At 64.0% G+C, this 16,307-nt stretch carries 13 protein-coding genes; 9 read left to right on the forward strand and 4 right to left on the reverse strand.

Translation table 11 applies throughout. The annotated features are described in order from the left end of the window. Window positions 1–133: 133 nt before the first annotated feature. From V6765_RS18785 to V6765_RS18795, 3 genes are read right to left on the reverse strand one after another with little or no spacing between them, the layout of a single operon-like run. A complete protein-coding gene (locus V6765_RS18785) occupies window positions 134–1,054 on the reverse strand; it encodes a PfkB family carbohydrate kinase (RefSeq protein ID WP_448431604.1) in 921 nt (306 codons plus the stop codon). Between the two features lie 2 nt (window positions 1,055–1,056). Then, complete coding sequence (locus V6765_RS18790) at window positions 1,057–1,857, reverse strand: aldolase (protein ID WP_448431606.1); 801 nt, start codon at window positions 1,855–1,857, stop codon at window positions 1,057–1,059. Between the two features lie 44 nt (window positions 1,858–1,901). Further along, window positions 1,902–2,717: a sugar phosphate isomerase/epimerase family protein gene (locus V6765_RS18795; RefSeq protein ID WP_448431608.1), complete on the reverse strand. Its 816-nt coding sequence runs from the start codon at window positions 2,715–2,717 to the stop codon at window positions 1,902–1,904. A gap of 149 nt (window positions 2,718–2,866) precedes the next feature. Between V6765_RS18795 and V6765_RS18800 the strand changes: the two genes are divergently transcribed. Together V6765_RS18800 and V6765_RS18805 are read left to right on the forward strand one after the other, a co-directional pair. After that, complete coding sequence (locus tag V6765_RS18800; RefSeq protein WP_448431610.1) at window positions 2,867–4,015, forward strand: Gfo/Idh/MocA family protein; 1,149 nt, start codon at window positions 2,867–2,869, stop codon at window positions 4,013–4,015. Continuing rightward, on the forward strand, window positions 4,012–4,935 hold the full coding sequence (locus V6765_RS18805; protein ID WP_448431612.1) for an alpha/beta hydrolase: 924 nt from the start codon (window positions 4,012–4,014) through the stop codon (window positions 4,933–4,935). The genes V6765_RS18800 and V6765_RS18805 overlap by 4 nt, the downstream gene beginning before the upstream one ends. Window positions 4,936–4,952: 17 nt before the next feature. Here V6765_RS18805 and V6765_RS18810 read toward each other — a convergent pair whose 3' ends face one another. Further along, window positions 4,953–5,984, reverse strand: a complete 1,032-nt coding sequence (locus tag V6765_RS18810) for a LacI family DNA-binding transcriptional regulator (protein WP_448431614.1) — start codon at window positions 5,982–5,984, stop codon at window positions 4,953–4,955. 279 nt (window positions 5,985–6,263) lie between these two features. Here V6765_RS18810 and V6765_RS18815 point away from each other — a divergent pair, with 279 nt between their 5' ends. From V6765_RS18815 to V6765_RS18845, 7 genes are all read left to right on the forward strand, one after another. Beyond that, complete coding sequence (locus V6765_RS18815; RefSeq protein ID WP_448432010.1) at window positions 6,264–6,845, forward strand: HXXEE domain-containing protein; 582 nt, start codon at window positions 6,264–6,266, stop codon at window positions 6,843–6,845. 224 nt (window positions 6,846–7,069) lie between these two features. Further along, window positions 7,070–10,444, forward strand: coding sequence for an autotransporter domain-containing protein (locus tag V6765_RS18820; protein ID WP_448431616.1), 3,375 nt, complete (start codon window positions 7,070–7,072; stop codon window positions 10,442–10,444). Window positions 10,445–10,690: 246 nt separating this feature from the next. After that, the gene (locus V6765_RS18825; protein WP_448431618.1) at window positions 10,691–11,608 is read left to right on the forward strand and encodes a LysR substrate-binding domain-containing protein; all 918 of its coding nucleotides are present in this window, start codon (window positions 10,691–10,693) and stop codon (window positions 11,606–11,608) included. 177 nt (window positions 11,609–11,785) lie between these two features. After that, window positions 11,786–12,235 carry a YidH family protein gene (locus tag V6765_RS18830; protein WP_448431620.1) on the forward strand — a complete coding sequence of 150 codons (450 nt, stop codon included), beginning with the start codon at window positions 11,786–11,788 and terminating at the stop codon, window positions 12,233–12,235. Between the two features lie 18 nt (window positions 12,236–12,253). Next, entirely contained in the window at window positions 12,254–12,580 is a 327-nt protein-coding gene (locus V6765_RS18835) for a DUF202 domain-containing protein (protein WP_448431622.1), read from the forward strand. A 54-nt stretch (window positions 12,581–12,634) separates the two neighbouring features. Further along, window positions 12,635–15,574 carry a molybdopterin oxidoreductase family protein gene (locus tag V6765_RS18840; protein ID WP_448431624.1) on the forward strand — a complete coding sequence of 980 codons (2,940 nt, stop codon included), beginning with the start codon at window positions 12,635–12,637 and terminating at the stop codon, window positions 15,572–15,574. Then, window positions 15,571–16,305 (forward strand): 4Fe-4S dicluster domain-containing protein, encoded by a 735-nt coding sequence (locus V6765_RS18845; protein ID WP_448431626.1) that lies wholly within the window; start codon window positions 15,571–15,573, stop codon window positions 16,303–16,305. Before V6765_RS18840 ends, V6765_RS18845 begins: the two co-directional genes overlap by 4 nt. Window positions 16,306–16,307: the final 2 nt, after the last annotated feature.

Below are 16,307 nucleotides of genomic sequence, written 5' to 3' on the forward strand. Positions count from 1 at the left end.
CCCGGCGCCGAAGCGATTCGTTCCGCGCGTTGACCGCGCTGGACACTTTCTCCTCAAAAAAACTATACGATAAAAATTACAAAATACAAATTATAAAATTACTTAATGTAAAAAAATGACTGTTTCGAATTTTTCACAAGAGCTGAAATGCCGGAGCGCCACTCGCTTCCAGCAGAGCGTCGACAGCCCGGCCTGTCGGAAGCGCCTCCCTTCCGCCGCGGCCCGAGACCGACAACGCGGCCGCTGCCGCGGCAAACCTGACGCAATCGCCGATGTCATGCCCCCGGACAAGCGCCACGGCATAGGCGCCGTGAAAACAATCGCCTGCCCCGGTGGTGTCGACCACACTGACGGCGTGCGATGGCAGATGGCGGGGGCGGCGATCGGCGTCCAGCAGATAGGCGCCGTTTTGCCCATCGGTCAGCACGACGGCGCTGCGCCGATCGCTCCACAAGGCGTGGAGCACGTCCCGCGGCCGTTTCTGCCCTGTATAAAGGCGCGCAAAACCGAAGGGCAGCACCAGATGATCGCAAGCCTCAAGCAGCAGGTCGGTCGTCTCGCCCTCGCTCCATTCCATATCGGCGATCACCGGCAGGCCGAGGCTCACCGCCCGGAATACGGCTTCCGGCGAGCGCGTTGCATAGCCATCGATCAGCAGCGCGCCGGCGGATGTCAAAACTGTATCCGGCAGGTCCGGCGCGGCGCCGAGCCGGACGTCGTCGTCGAAGGCGATGAACCGGTCGCCGTCCGAGCCGACGGTGATCGTGGAACGGACCGGTCGGCAACCGGCCGCGCGCGGCGCGTCATCCGTGAACACGCCTTCGGCCTGCAGCGCCGCCACGACAGGATCATCGGGTTTCTCATCGAGCCAGCCGATGAAGCTTGCCTCGGCGCCGAGGCGGGCTGCGGCGACCAGAGCGGTCGCTACATTGCCGCCGAAGGCGCTGGCGCGCCGCACCACCCGGCCTTTGCCCGCCTGCAACGGCGCATCGACATAATAGATGTCATCGACCGACAGCGCGCCGAAGCCGATGATCCTGGCGGGCCGGGACATTGTCAGCCCTGCGCCTTCTTTAGGGCGTCCTCGGCGGCAAGCCCGTCGTGAATGACGCCGCGGAAGGCGCGCGCCGCAGTGACGGGATCGCCGTGCCCCCAGAGGTTGCGCCCGACAACGGCGCCGCGGGCACCGGCCTGAATGGCCTCCGCCGTCTGCTCCAGTGCGCCGAGCAGGGTATGCGTCTTGGGGCCGCCGGCAATCACGACCGGAACCGGGCTGGTGCGGACGATTTCCTTGTAGCCGTCGAAATCGCCGGTGTAGCCGATCTTGATCACGTCGACGCCTGTTTCGATGCCAATGCGCGCCGCATAGGCGATCTCTTCCGGGGTGAAGACAATCTTTGCGCCGTCGGTGAAGTCGCGCGGATAGATATGGGCGACAATCGGCATGCCGAAGCGTGCCGCTGCATTGACGGAGTCGGTGAGCCACCGGATGTACTGCCCTTCCGTGCTGCCGCGCACCGGAATGGCGACGGCCAGCGCATCTGCGCCTGCCCGCACGGCATCTTCCGGCGTCGCGATCAACTGGCTGATCCGGTCGTCCGGGGTGAAGCATCCCGCCTGGATGACCAGCGATGCCTGACCGGCGTAGCGCGCCCACAAAAGCCGCGCCGCGCCCGGCTGAATGCTGACATAGTCGGGCTTGCCCTGCATGACGCGATCAAGCGCGCCGGGTAGGTCGGCAAGGCCGCCCTTGCGGACATCGCCATACCCGACGAAGTGGTCCACGGCGCCGCCGAAAAGGTTTCCTGAAGGGTGCGAAAACAGGCGCGCCAGACGCACCGTGGTACCCAGGGTCATTGCAGTTTCCTCCTGTGATTGTTGAGATTGTCGCCGTATGCGGCTCAGGCTTGCGTCAGAGCGCTGATCGTATCGAAATTGCGCCGAACGGCGGCAGCGGGGTCTATCGCGGCCTCGTCGGATTCTTCCTCGACCACGATCCAGCCGTTGAAGCGCGGCGCCCGCTCGACGGTCGCGAGCACGGTGGCGAGGTCGCAGATGCCCTCGCCCAGCATCGCCCAGTCGCCGCTGGCATCGACATCCTTGAGATGGACGTAGCGTATGCGATCGCCGAAATCGCGGAGGGTCACGTCGATCTTCTGTCCTGCCCTGAGAATGTGGCCGGTGTCGGGAACCCAGCCGATCTCCTTGTCGAGAAGGCTGAAGATCAGATCGTAATCGGCCTTGTCGAACAGCAGCGTGTTCTTGTGCGAAGAGGGATGCAGGGCCAGCGGAACGCCGGCCGCGCGCGCGATTTCGGCGGAGCGATTGTAGATGTCGGCGGCAAGGGCGATCTTGTCGGCGCGCGCGCCCTCGGACATGGCGGTCGCAGACCCCATCGACAGCACGGCCCCGGGAAAGTGCGCTGCAAACTCGGACCATCGTCTGCAGGCGACGTAATCGGCCTCGGCCTGGCCGGCTTCGGAAAAGCCGCCCTCAGAGCCATAGGCAAAGGCGGCAAGGGTCAGGCCGGCCTCGGCGAGGCGGCGGGCGAAAGCCTCGGGCTGATCGGCGTAGCGGCCGATCATGGTGTCGGTGATCTCGATGCCGGCATATCCGGCCGTCGCGATGGCCTCCACCAGATCGTCCGGCCCGCCGGCCCAGCCATCGCCGAGCATTTCCCAGGTGAATGTCTGACACGCGATGCGGCGTCCTGCCATGGTCGTCCTCCCTCTCCTCTGCACGCTCGCCTTTGGCAGAGCGCTGCGGCAGGCGCACCCTCCCGGCGCGCCAGTCCGATAACTTTATTGCATAATGTAAAATTTATTTTTACAATACGTCAAATAAAAAAATGTCGGGAGAGACCAGCATGCCAAAGGACGTCAAGCCTCAGATCCGGATCGGGGTCGTGGGGTGCGGAAACATTTCAAAGGCTTATCTGCATAACGCCGCAATGTTTCCGGCAATCAGGCCGGTGGCCTGCGCCGATCTCAATTCCAGCGTCGCAAAGGCGCGCGCGGACGCTTTCGGGATCAGGGCCGTGGCCTATGACGAGATGCTGGCGTCTTCTGAAATCGATCTGATCCTCAACCTGACGGTGCCAACCGCGCATTTCGATGTCTCGATGCAGGCGCTTCAGGCCGGCAAGCACGTGTTTACCGAAAAACCTCTCAGCGCCACTTTCGCGGAGGGACGCAGGCTGGTTGACGAGGCCAGGGCACGGGACCTGTTGATCGGATCGGCGCCCGACACCTTTCTCGGCGCCGCCGGCCGCTATGCGCGTCAGCAGATCGAGACAGGTGTAATCGGCCGGGTGGTTAGCGGCACGGCCTTCATGATGGGGCGCGGCATGGAGCACTGGCACCCCGATCCGACCTTCTATTATCAGCCCGGCGGCGGGCCGGTTCTGGATATGGGGCCATATTACCTGACCATGCTGGTCAACCTGCTCGGGCCGGTAAGGCGCGTTCAGGCGACGGCGACCAGCGCTTACGCGGAGCGTTTCGTCAGCGCCGAGGGTCCGCTGAAGGGGAAAACGATACCGGTCAACACGCCCACAACGGTCGCCGCCCTGCTGGAGTTCGACAAGGGCGCGCAGATCACCTTTGTCGCCTCGTGGGATGTCTTCCGCCATTCCGGCCGCCAGATCGAGCTGCATGGCACCGAAGGGTCGCTTGGCCTGCCCGACCCCGACAATTTCAGCGGCGTGGTCAGCCTCTCCAGGCTTGGCGCGCCGTGGCAGGATGTGGATACCGCGACGATGTCCTTCGGGGCGCTGAACTGGCCACTCGATGCGCCGGACCGCGGCAATTATCGGATGCTGGGGCTTGCGGACATGGCACAGGCTCTCGTCGAAGGCAGGACCCCCCGCGCATCCGGCGCGTTGGCGCTGCATGTTCTCGATGTGATGGAGGCGATCCTGAACGCGGGCGGGACCGGCGAAGCCGTGGCCGTCGATCCGGTCGATTGCCAGCCCGCTATCCTGGATGAGGATGAAGCCGAGGGACTTTTGGCATGACCGAACTTGATGCTTCCGCGGCATATGCGCTTGAAACGATGGCGTCCTCGAACGCGCCCTCGATCGCGGAGCTGACGCCTGAGGCGGCCCGCCTTCAGTTCAATGCGGGATATGCCGTCAATCAGTTGCGGCACGAGGATGTGGCAGACGTCGCTGACGCTAACTGGAACGGGCACCGTGTCAGGATCTGGCGCGGGCACAGGGCCGAGCCCAATGGCCGCGCGCTGCTTTACCTGCATGGCGGCGGCTGGGTGATCGGCAGCATTGGTTCGCATGAGGAGATATGCCGGCGGCTCGCCAATCGCGCGCGCGCCGTCGTTGTTTCGCCAGACTACCGACTCGCGCCCGAAACGCCTTTTCCCGGCGCGGTCGAGGATTGCGTCGCAGTCCTTTCTCACCTTGCCCGCAACGCTGCCGCGCTCGATATCGACCCGGCGCGGATCGCTGTCGGCGGTGACAGCGCAGGCGGTAATCTGGCCGCCGTGCTGGCTCTTCTGGCGCATGATGGAAAGGCCCCGGATATCGCCGCGCAATTGCTGATCTATCCGAATACCGACCAGACCCAGGATAGCGAAAGCTTTCGCCGTTTTGGCGAGGGCTACGGATTGACCGCGCGGGAAATGGGCTGGTTTCGCGATCACTATCTGCCAAAGGAAGCTGACCGGACGGACTGGCGCGCCGCGCCGCTGAAGGCCCCCTCGCTTCAAGGCGTCGCGCCGGCGGCGGTCATTCTCGCCGGGCATGATGTGCTTTATGCGGAGGGCGCTGCCTATGCGGCGCGGCTGACGGATGAGGGCAGGGCGGTTGTGCGCTGCTGGCCGGGTCAGATCCACGGCTTCCTGTCGATGTCGGCCCTGATCCCCGAGGCAGTCGAAGCCGCCAACTGGCTGTGCGATGCCTGGCTGGACATCGCGCCCTGATACACCGCCTCGTGGCTTCAGGCGGATCGACGCATCATCAGGGTCGACCGGATCTGCTTGCGGCGCGGCACGACCTTCACGCCAAGCGCCTGGGTTTCAATGACTTCGATGAGCTGCTGCACGGTTTCGGAGGCGATTGTCTCGGTGTCCTGAGCGGTGGTTGTCAGCGACGGCCAGAAATACTGGCTGAGGGGATGGTCGTCATGTCCGGCGACGCGAATATCGTCATCCCGTTCCCGACCGACCTTCAGCCCGGCCTCGCAGGCAGCCGAAATAACGCCGAAGGCGATGCGATCATTGGAGCAAAGCAGGGTTTTGCCCGGCAGGCCCTTTGCCAGAAGCCGTTGCATCTGCTCGCGACCCAGGCGCTCCATGTCCCATGAGACCTCGGAATCGAAATCCACGATCAGCGGCTCGTGCCCTTCGGCTTTCATGGCCTGGCGATAGGCATTCTGCCGGATCAGCACATTGTCGGTAAGGTGCGGCCCTTCTATCAGCACGGGCGGCTCGCCGGAGCGGCAGAGATACTGGACCATGGCTCTCATGCCAAAATCATGGTCGTTGCTGACGAACGGCACGTCGTCTCCCATCGGCACATCGAAGCTGACAACTGGGATCTCGCTCTTCAAACGGTCGAAAACGCCCGGCCGCGATTGGTTGCCCAGAGGGGCGACGATGACGCCGGCGACCTTGAAATCGAGCATCCGCTGGACGGCCTCTTCCTCAAGGTCGGCCGCCGTCTTGGATGAAATCAGGATCGGCCGCATATCGCTGCCGCGCAGGGCGGTTTCGATGTGAGACGTGAACTTGGCAAAGAACGGGTCGTAGATTGTCGGCACGATAATGCCGACATTGATGGCCATCTTGCTGCTGAGGTGGCGCACGAACGAATTCGGTTCGAAATCGGACTGCTTCAGAACCGCCTCAATACGCCGGCGGGTCACCGGTTTGACGTCCAGCGGATTGTTGAAATATTTCGCGATCGTAGGCCGCGATACGCCACAGGCCTTGGCGAAATCTTCCATAGACTTAAAGGTTTTGCCCGCCATGCCCTCTTTCCGGTGCATCCTCGCTTCGATTGAACGCTTCTACACTGGAGCAGCGAAGTTTACAAATTTCACATATTGAAAAATAGTCAGCGCGCGCTGGCGGCTTTCCCGCGCACTGTGATCCTCGGTGGTGCAGCCCGGCGCGAACACCTTCCGCAGCGGTGCCGCCGCTCCCTGCGATCGCCAGCGTTGCGGAGCGTGAGAGACTTGCTTTCGCTGCGGCCTTCATGCACCGTCACGGCCTGTGATCTTTAAAACTGGCAGGCGGGGGACGTGGCGATGGTGGACTGGCTGGCAAGGCGATGGGTTTCCGCGGCGCTGTTCATGGCGTGCGGCTTCGTGGCGCTGGCGCCGGCTATCTTCCTCGCCTTCTCCGGTTTCGTAACGCTTGTCTATCTGCACCTGCCGATCTACATGTTTCATCAATTCGAGGAACATGAGGGTGACCGGTTCCGCCGTTTCGCGAATGAGCGGCTGTTCGGCGGGAAAGACGTGCTGCGCCCGGTCGACGTCATCGTGGTCAATCTTCCGGTTGTCTGGGGGGTTAACCTGTTCGCATTCTATGCCGCGTTGTTGCTGTGGCCGGCCGCAGCTCTCGTGGCGCCCTATCTTCTCTTCGTCAACGCCGTGCTGCATATCGTGACCACGCTGCGGCTGCGGTGCTACAATCCCGGTCTCGTTACCGCGATCGTGCTGTTCCTGCCGCTGAGCATCGCCACGCTTTTGAGCGCGAGCGCGATGCCAGGCATCACGATTCTGGATCACGCTTTCGGCCTTGCCGCGGCGCTCGCCATCCATCTCGCCATCATGGCACAGTCCGGCTGGCGCTACCGCCATGCGGCGGGCGCGGCGAAGTCCTGACGATTTCACACCATCACGCATGCCGCGCGCCGCGCCGAAAATCTCCTGTTAGGCATTCTGCAGGTGAGCCAGTCACATAGCATCGGCGATGCGACGATCATGACACGGACAAGGGCAGGCGCGCAGGCAAATGCCGTTGTCGCAAAACTGAAACAGCTCTCTGGTTAGGTGCGCGTTGCCTATCGCCAATGTGATTCCGCAGCAGCGGAAGCCGGAGTTTTTTGATGTCCCGTTCGCCCCATTTCCGCAAGTCTTCCATCCGAAACAGACGCACGCTGTTCATGCTGAGCGCCAGCGTCTTCGTGCTGGGCGGCCTGTCTCTCATGGCGACGGCCGAGGTTGCGAATTTCAATGTTCCGCCCGCGTCCGGCTCGCAGACCGTTTCGGGCGATGACAGCGGCGTGATTGAAAGCGGCGCGACGCTCACGGCGACGGACGATCAGGCGATCCTCTGGGAAGGGTCCGCGACCGGGGAAGGCATTTCCATCGTCAATCACGGCACGATCGACGGCAAGAAGGAGCGCGCCATCGACACCGAGGACGACGTCAGCGGCCGTTTCACGCTCACCAATACCGGCACGATCCAGTCGAAGAAAGCCGATGCGTTCCGCGTCGACAGCGCGCTGGAGAACGGCGCGGTGATCGTCGACAATTCCGGCATCATCACCACGGATGGCGGCCAGGCGCTTGATTTCAACAACGCCACGGCAGAAAGCGCGGTCGTCGGCATCACCAACAGCGCCGGCGCGACCATCACCTCGAGCGATAGCGACGCCATCCGTCTGGGGGCCGGCACGATAACGCTCGTCAACGATGGCACGATATCGACGACGAAAGCGGACAAGCGCGCCATTTCCTTCGATGACGACGGGAATTTCGAGACGCTTGCCTCCTTCTCGCTGACCAATGGCGCGTCCGGCGTGATCACCGCCACAGACGACGCATTGAAGATCAAGGCCGACAAGGACAGCAGCCACGCAGCGGTCATCACCATCGACAATGCCGGCGAAATCTCCTCGTCCGATGGCGGACAGGCGCTTGATCTTGCCGACATCATTGCCGCCGGCTCGAGCATCACCATCACGAACAGGCAGACCGGAACGATCTCGGCCGCCGACAATGACGGCATCAGGGCCGGCAACGGCACCATTGTCGAAAATTACGGCATGATCCGCAGCGATTATGCCGAAGGCGAGGCGAGCGATCAGAACAACAGCGCCATCAAGCTCGACAATGACGGTGCCGACGGCATGGCGATGACCGTCAACAATTACGCCGGCGCGACGATTACCGGCGCCTATCACGGCGTCAAGGCGTCCGGCGAAAACGACGTCCTGACGGTGACCAACGCCGCTGGCGGCACGATCGAAGGCCGTAACGGCTCCGGGGTGAATTCCAACGGCTCGGGCAGCATCGTCAACTACGGCCTGATTTCCGGCACGTTCGACCCAGCCGCCGATTTCGGCGATGGCGACGGCGTCGATTTCGACCACCGCGGCGAGTTCTACAATTATGGCCAGATTCTCGGGCTTGGCTCCAAGGGCACCAAGGGCGGCGAGACCAGGCCGAGCACCAGCGAGGCGATCGCGACCGGCGGCGGCATCATCGTCAATGGCAGCGCGGATTACACCGAGGCGCTGATCTCCGGCGCCGATAACGGCATTCTCGACGACAACAGCAATAATGGCGATGCCTTCTATGCGCTGACCGTCACCAATTACGGCACGATCGAAGGCAAGAACGGCTTCGGCATCAAGATGGTCAATAATGCCGGCACGTTCGGCAATACCTTGATCAATTACGGCACGATCTCTGGCACGGAATACGCCGTCTCGATGGGCAATGGCGATGACCGCTTCGTCTATCAGGCCGGCAGCAGCGTGATCGGCTATGTCGATGCCGAAGGCGGAACCGACACGTTCGAATTCGGCGCGCGCGACGGCGCGTTCGACCTCGGCCTTCTCGGCAGCGCCGCCACCTATCGCAATTTCGAGGCGCTTGCCTTCGCGGCGGGCTCGAACTGGACGCTGTCCGGCGAGACGACAATCGCGTCGACCATGACGCTTTCCGGCTCAACGCTCAGGCTTGACGGGTCGCTTGCCAATGTTGCGCTCGATATGCGTACGGGGGCGTGGCTTGCGGGCAATGGCACGATCGGCTACCTGACGGTCGGCGACGGCGCAACCGTTTCGCCCGGCAATTCCATCGGCCTGATCAACGTTGCGGGCGATGTCAGCTTCGCGCCCGGCTCGACGCTGATCATTGAAACCGACGGCGTTTCGGGCAACGCCGACCGGGCGGCCGCGACCGGCAGCGCCACGCTTTCGGGCGGGACCCTGTCGCTGATGATGGCCGATCCGGCCGCGAACTGGAGCAACGCCTACACCGTCCTGACCGCAGATGGCGGCGTGACCGGAAGCTTCGACACCGTGTCCTCCAATGCCGGCTCGACCTTCCTTGCGACCGGGGTCGATTATGGCGCGACCGCCGTGACCGTGCAGATGGCGCGCAATAATGTCGCCTTCGCCGACTACGCGGTGACGGCCAATGAGAGGGCCGCCGCCAATGCACTCGATGCCCTTCCGCAGTCGAGCGCGCTCTACGGCGCTGTCGTTGTGCAGGATGGAGCCGGGGCGACAGAGGCTTTCGAGGCGCTTTCGGGCGACATCCACGCCAGCCTCAAGACCGGCCTGATCGAGGATAGCCGCTATCTCCGCGCTGCTGCCTTCTCGCGCCTTGAGGAAGCAGCCGGCGCGCCGGGTTTCTGGCTGCAGCCCTTTGGCGGCTGGGGCACGACGGATGGCGACGGCAATGCGCGCGGGCTTGACCGCAACACCGGCGGCGTCCTTGGCGGCGGCGACTTCGCCCTTGGCGACAGCGCTCGCGCCGGCGTCATCGCCGGCTACCAGTCCTCGCGCTATGAGGAAGACGGCAGCGATGCGAAGGCGACAGCCGATACCTTCCTGCTCGGCGTCTATGGCGGCGGCGAATGGCAGGGCTTCGGCCTCAGCGCCGGCGCGGCCTATGGCTGGTCAACGGTCGACACCGCCCGAACGGCGGCGTTCCCCGGCTTTTCCGAATACCTTTCCGGCTCGACAGATGCGGGCACGGCCCAGGTCTTCGGCGAGGCCAGCTACAAGTTCGAGTTGGGCGCGGCCGCGCTTCAGCCCTTCGCCAATCTTGCCTATGTCAACCTGCATACCGACGGCTATAGCGAGACCGGCGGGTCGGCAGCGCTGGCGGTTGCCTCCGGCGACACCGACACCACGTTTTCGACGCTTGGCCTGCGCGCCTCGACCGATTTCGAGATCGCCAATGGCGGCTCCGCCAGCCTTTCCGGCATGATCGGCTGGCGCCACGCCTTCGGCACAACGGTGCCGACGGCCGCGAACAGCTTTGCCGGCGGCATGCCGTTCGTCGTCGATGGCGCGCCGATTGCCGAAAACGCGGCGGTTGTCGAGGCCGGCCTCGATTTCGATCTCGGCGCCTTCGGCAGGGACGGCAAGGGGCGGGCCGCGCTCGGCGTGTTCTACGCCGGCCAGTTCGGCGACGGTTCGAGCGACAATTCGGTGCAGGGCCGGCTCACGCTTACTTTCTGAGAATGCCGACTTCCACGCCTGATCGCGCGGCACGGCGGATCGTTGGGGCCGCGACCGCTCGTGCAGAACAGTTTCGACAATACGCTCAAGCGTTTCTGGGATGGCCGCCATGTGCGGCCATTGCCTTGCACCCTGAACAGACAAAACCGTGCCGTCTCCTGCGTGCAGGCTGCCATTTGCGTATCGGATGAGGGAAAGCTATTGAAATAACAGCGATAGCAAACAAGACTTTTGGCTGGAGCCGTGATGACGTTCGAGCAATTGCGCATCTTTGTCGAAGTGGCCGAACGGCAGCACGTTACGCAGGCCGCGCAGGCGCTCAACATCGCGCAGTCCGCCGCCAGCCACGCCATCGCCCAGCTCGAGGCGCGCTACGACGTGCAGCTTTTCTACCGCGTCGGTCGCCGGATCGAGCTCTCGGAGGCCGGCCGCGCGCTGCTTGCCGAGGCGAGCGCGATCCTTGGCCAGGTGGAGCGCGCCGAACTGGCGCTGAGCGAGTTCAGCACGCTGTTGCGCGGAACGCTGCAGGTCGAGGCGAGCCAGACGATTGCGAGCTACTGGCTGCCGGCGCGACTTGCCGCGTTTCGCCGCGCGCATCCCGGCATAAACCTGCGTATGAAGATCGAGAACACCCAGCAGGTTGCCGATGCGGTGCTGACGGGTGCGGTGGAGCTCGGCTTTGTCGAAGACGAGGTCGTGCATCCGCAGCTTGTCTGCCACCCCGTCGCCGCCGATCGGCTGATCGTCGTCGTCGCGCCCGACCATCCCTGGGCGGGTCTGAAGCGGCTCGATCCCGCGAAAATGTCGGAGAGCGACTGGGTGCGGCGCGAGACCGGATCGGGCACGCGCTCCGCTTTCGAACATGCCGCCAGCGCGATGGGCGCGGATGTGGCGGGTTTCCGCATCGCGATGGAACTGCCGTCCAACGAGGCGGTGCGCGCCGCCGTCGAGGCCGGGCTCGGGGCGGCGGCGATGTCGGCCTCGGTCGCAGCGCCCAGCCTGGAGGCGGGACTGCTGCATCACGTGCCGATCGAATTGCCCGAACGCCAGTTCAGCGCCCTGCGCCTCGCCGCCCGCCGCCCCACCCGGGCGGTAACGGCGTTCCTGAACCAGCTTGGCATTGTCGAGGCGGTCAATGGCGCGGAGACCGAAGGGCAGGGTTGAGGCTTGGGCTCGGCGATATGTATGGGCGATGCCTCTCATAAAATGATCGATGGACCGGATTTCGTGTCCGCAATCCATCTTGAATCCAGATTGATTGCATCCGATCACAGTATTGGACCGCCTTGCCCGGCTTCTCTACCTTTGCGCTAACCGGAATTCCGGATGAGGAAGCCGACAATGCGCAACGCCAGTCACGAAGGTATCAAACCGCAGGCCGATCATAGGGTCGAACGCCCGGATGCGGGGAGCGCCTTGACCGGGCCGCAACCGCCGCAACAGGCTGCGGATGGCCATGAGCCCGACTACCGTTTCACGCTTGCCAATGAGCGGACCTTCCTTGCATGGGTGCGCACGGCGTTGGCGCTTCTGGCCGGCGCGGTGGGGCTGATGCATTTCGCCAAACCGCTGGCCGGCCTCGACCCCGACAAGCTCTTCGGCATTGCGCTGGCTTCAGCCGGCCTCTTGGTGATCATCTATGCGACCTGGCGCTGGCACAGCGTACAGCGGGCCATGTCGCATGACGCGCCGTTGCCCGGCGGCACGGCCATCTGGTTCCTGTCCGGCCTCATCATCCTGACCGGCAGTCTCGCCGGGATCACGGCGCTTGTGAGCGGAGGTCTCGTGTGATCGGACAAGGACTAGCCCATGAGCGAACGTCTGATACCAGGCCGACCCGGTTTGCAGCCCGAGCGGACAGACCTTTCCTGGGTGCGCACCGCGCTGGTTGTGGCCATCAATGGCGGGTTGTTGCTGCTGCGCGAAGGCGCGCCGCAGGACCTTCTGTCAATTCTCGCTGGCAGTTTCGCCCTGGCGCTTTCGATCATGATGATGCTGACCGGCTCCCGGCGCACGCGGCTTTTGCGCCTGCGCCCGCTGCCACGCGATCTCGCGCCGAGACAGGAGGTGCTGCTCACCGGCGTCTCTGTCGCCTTGCTGGGGGCGATCACGCTCCTGATGATCGCTGTGCGCTGATCGCGGCGACGCGCCCGTTGTTTCCGACCGACCTCACGCCTGAAGGAGCCTCAGATGGCGCGCAATGACCGCGGCGCGAACGCCGCCCCCTCGCAGCAAGCCCTGCGTGACAGCCCCGCCCCGGATGAGGGCGATGGCGTCGTCACGTCCCCGAAGATCGGTGACCATGTGGCGAAAACCACCTGTTACATGTGCGCCTGTCGCTGCGGCATCGACGTGCATATCCGCGACGGCAAGGTGCGCTACATCAACGGCAACAAGGATCACCCGGTCAATCGCGGCGTGCTCTGCGGCAAGGGCAGCGCCGGCATCATGCAGCACTACAGCCCGGCGCGGCTGAAAAAGCCGCTGCTGCGCACTGGCCCGCGCGGCAAGGGCGAATATCGCGAGATCGAGTGGGAGGAAGCGCTTAGCATCGTCACCGAGCGCCTTGCCCGCATCCGCGCGACCGACCCGAAAAAGCTCGCCTTCTTCACCGGTCGCGACCAGTCGCAATCGCTTACCGGCTGGTGGGCGACGCAGTTCGGCACGCCCAACTTCGCCGCCCATGGCGGTTTCTGTTCGGTCAACATGGCCGCCGCCGGGCTTTATTCCATCGGCGGCGCGTTCTGGGAATTCGGCGAGCCCGACTGGGAGCGCTCGAAATATTTCATGCTGTTCGGCGTCGCCGAGGATCACGATTCCAACCCGATCAAGATCGGCCTCGGCAAGCTCAAGGCCAACGGCGCCAAGGTGGTTGGGATCAATCCCTGTCGCACCGGCTATAACGCGATCGCCGACGAGTGGATCGGCATCCGCCCGGGCACGGACGGGCTGTTCGTGCTGGCGCTTGTGCACGAGCTTTTGCGGGCGGGCAAGGTCGATCTCGACTACCTGATCCGCTACACCAATCTGCATCAGTTGGTGATCCGCGACGAGGGCGCCGCCGATGACGGCCTGTTCCTGCGCGATGGCGACGGCAATATCCTGAGCTGGGAGCGGGAGAAGGGCACCACGGCCATCTCCGGCGATCCGACAATTGCCCCGGCGCTGACCGGCACCTTCCAGGCGCTCGGGCGCACCGTCAGCCCGGCCTTCCAACTTCTCGCCGAGCGCTATTTGTCGAAGGGTTACGCGCCGGACGCGGTCGCCGACAAATGCGGCGTTCCGGCCGACACCATCCGCCGCATCGCCGCGGAACTGGCGAAGGTCGCCTTCGAGGAGGAGATCGAGATTCCCGTCGCCTGGACCGACTGGGCGGGCAGGGAACACAAGACCATGAAGGGCCGCCCGGTCTCGATGCACGCCATGCGCGGCATCTCGGCCCATTCCAACGGCTTTCACACCTGTCGCGCCATTCACCTGCTTCAGGTCCTGCTTGGAACCGTCGATGTCCCCGGCGGCTTCCGCTACAAGCCGCCCTATCCGAAGCCGGTGCCGCCGCCGCTGAAACCCGCGGGCAAGGATGGCGGCAAGCCGAACACGCCGCTTGGCGGCCCGCCGCTCGGCTTCGTCACCGACCCCGCCGATCTGCTGGTGGACGAAAACGGCGGCCCGGTACGCATCGACAAGGCCTATTCCTGGCAGGCGCCGTTTTCGGCCCACGGGCTGATGCATATGGTGATCCGCAACGCGTATGAAGGTGATCCCTATCCGATCGACACGCTGTTTCTCTACATGGCGAACATGGCGTGGAACTCGTCGATGAACACATCCGAGACGATGCGGATGCTGACGGCCACGGACGAGAACGGCGACTACAAGATCCCGTTCATCATCTATTCCGACGCCTATCATTCCGAGACGGTGTCCTACGCCGATCTGGTGCTGCCGGATACCACCTATCTCGAACGCCACGACTGCATCAGCCTGCTCGACCGGCCGATCAGCCATGCCGACGGGCCGGGCGATGCGATCCGTCATCCGGTGCTTGAACCCGACCGCGATGTGTGCGGCTTCCAGTCGGTGCTGATCGATATCGGCGCAAGGCTCGGCCTGCCGGGCTTCGTCAACGATGATGGCAGCGCGAAATACCGCGATTATGCCGATTACATCGTCAACCATGAACGCAGCCCCGGCATCGGCCCGCTTGCCGGCTGGCGCGGCGAGAACGGCGACCAGCAAGGTCGCGGCGCGCCGAACCAGGACCAGCTCAAGCGCTATATCGAACATGGCGGTTTCTGGCATCACGAGTTCAAGCCGGAAGAGCGGTTCTACAAGATGGCCAACAAGGCTTATCTGGAAACCGCGGTCCAGTTCGGCTTTCTGTCGAAACCCGAACCGATCATCTTCCAGATCTATTCCGAGCCGCTGCAGCGCTTTCGGCTTGCGGCCCTGGGGCACGGCCCTGTCCAGCCGCCCGAGAACGAGCGCGAGCGGGTCGCCACCCATTTCGATCCGCTGCCCTTCTGGTCCGAGCCGCTCGAGGAGGGGGTGATTTCGACCGACGACTACCCGATCCACGCGCTGACGCAGCGGCCGATGTTCATGTACCATTCCTGGGGTTCGCAGAATGCCTGGCTCCGGCAGGTGATGAACCAGAACAAGCTGTTCGTGCACCGCGATCTCGCCGCAAGCCTGAACCTCGTCGACGACGACTGGGTCTGGATCGAAAGCCCGCACGGAAGGGTGCGCGGCCAGATTTCGCTGGTCGAGGGCGTGAACCCGCAGACGGTGTGGACCTGGAACGCCATCGGCAAGCGGCGCGGAACCTGGGGCCTGCACAAGGATGCCGGGGAATCGAACCGTGGCTTTCTGTTGAACCATGCCATCACCGAACTGCTGCCGCCGGATGCCAAGGGCCGACGGTTCTCCAATTCCGATCCGGTGACCGGGCAGGCGGCATGGTTCGATCTGCGCATCCGGCTGATCAAATGCACGCCGGAAGAGGCGGGGAGCACCGCCCCGCTGGAGCCGCCGGCGGAACTGCCGCCCGGCCTTTCCGATGGCCCCGACAAGCTGACCTACGGCGCGGAGTTCAAGCCAACCCACTCATCCAAGGAGCGCGCGCAATGACCTGTCTTCCCGAAAGGACCGACCGCAAGCTTGGCCTTGCCATCGACCTCGATACCTGTGTCGGCTGCAATGCCTGCGTCACCTCCTGCAAGGAGTGGAATGCGGGCGGGCACATGGCGCCGCTGACCGACCTGAACCCCTATGCCGACAAGGTCGACGGGGTGTTTTTCAACCGGGTCCACACCTATGAGCAGGACACGCCGAAGGGCGGCGCGACCATACACTTCCCGCGCTCGTGCCTTCATTGCGAGACGCCGGCCTGCGTCACGGTCTGTCCCACCGGCGCGTCCTACAAGCGCGCCGCAGACGGGATCGTGCTGGTGGACGAGGACAAGTGCATCGGCTGCAAGCTGTGCTCCTGGGCCTGTCCCTATGGCGCGCGGGAATTCGACGTGGATGTCGGCGTGATGAAGAAATGCACGCTCTGCGTCGACCGGATCTACAATGAAAACCTCGCCGAGGAGGACCGGGTACCCGCCTGCGTCGCCGCCTGTCCCACCGGCGCGCGCCATTTCGGCGATTTCGGCGATCCGGATTCGGCGATTTCGAAGCTCTCGGAGGAACGCGGCGGCGTCGCGCTGATGCCGGAGCTCGGCTACAACCCGACCAACCGCTATTTGCCGCCGCGCCCCAGACGCGATGCGGCTACCGCGACGGATGCCCTGCCGCTTGAGGATGCTTCGCCAGAGGGCGGCTTTCTCGGCTGGGTCGACCGCATGCTTTCGAGGTAGAC

It is taken from the genome of Martelella sp. FOR1707 (genome assembly GCF_053484265.1).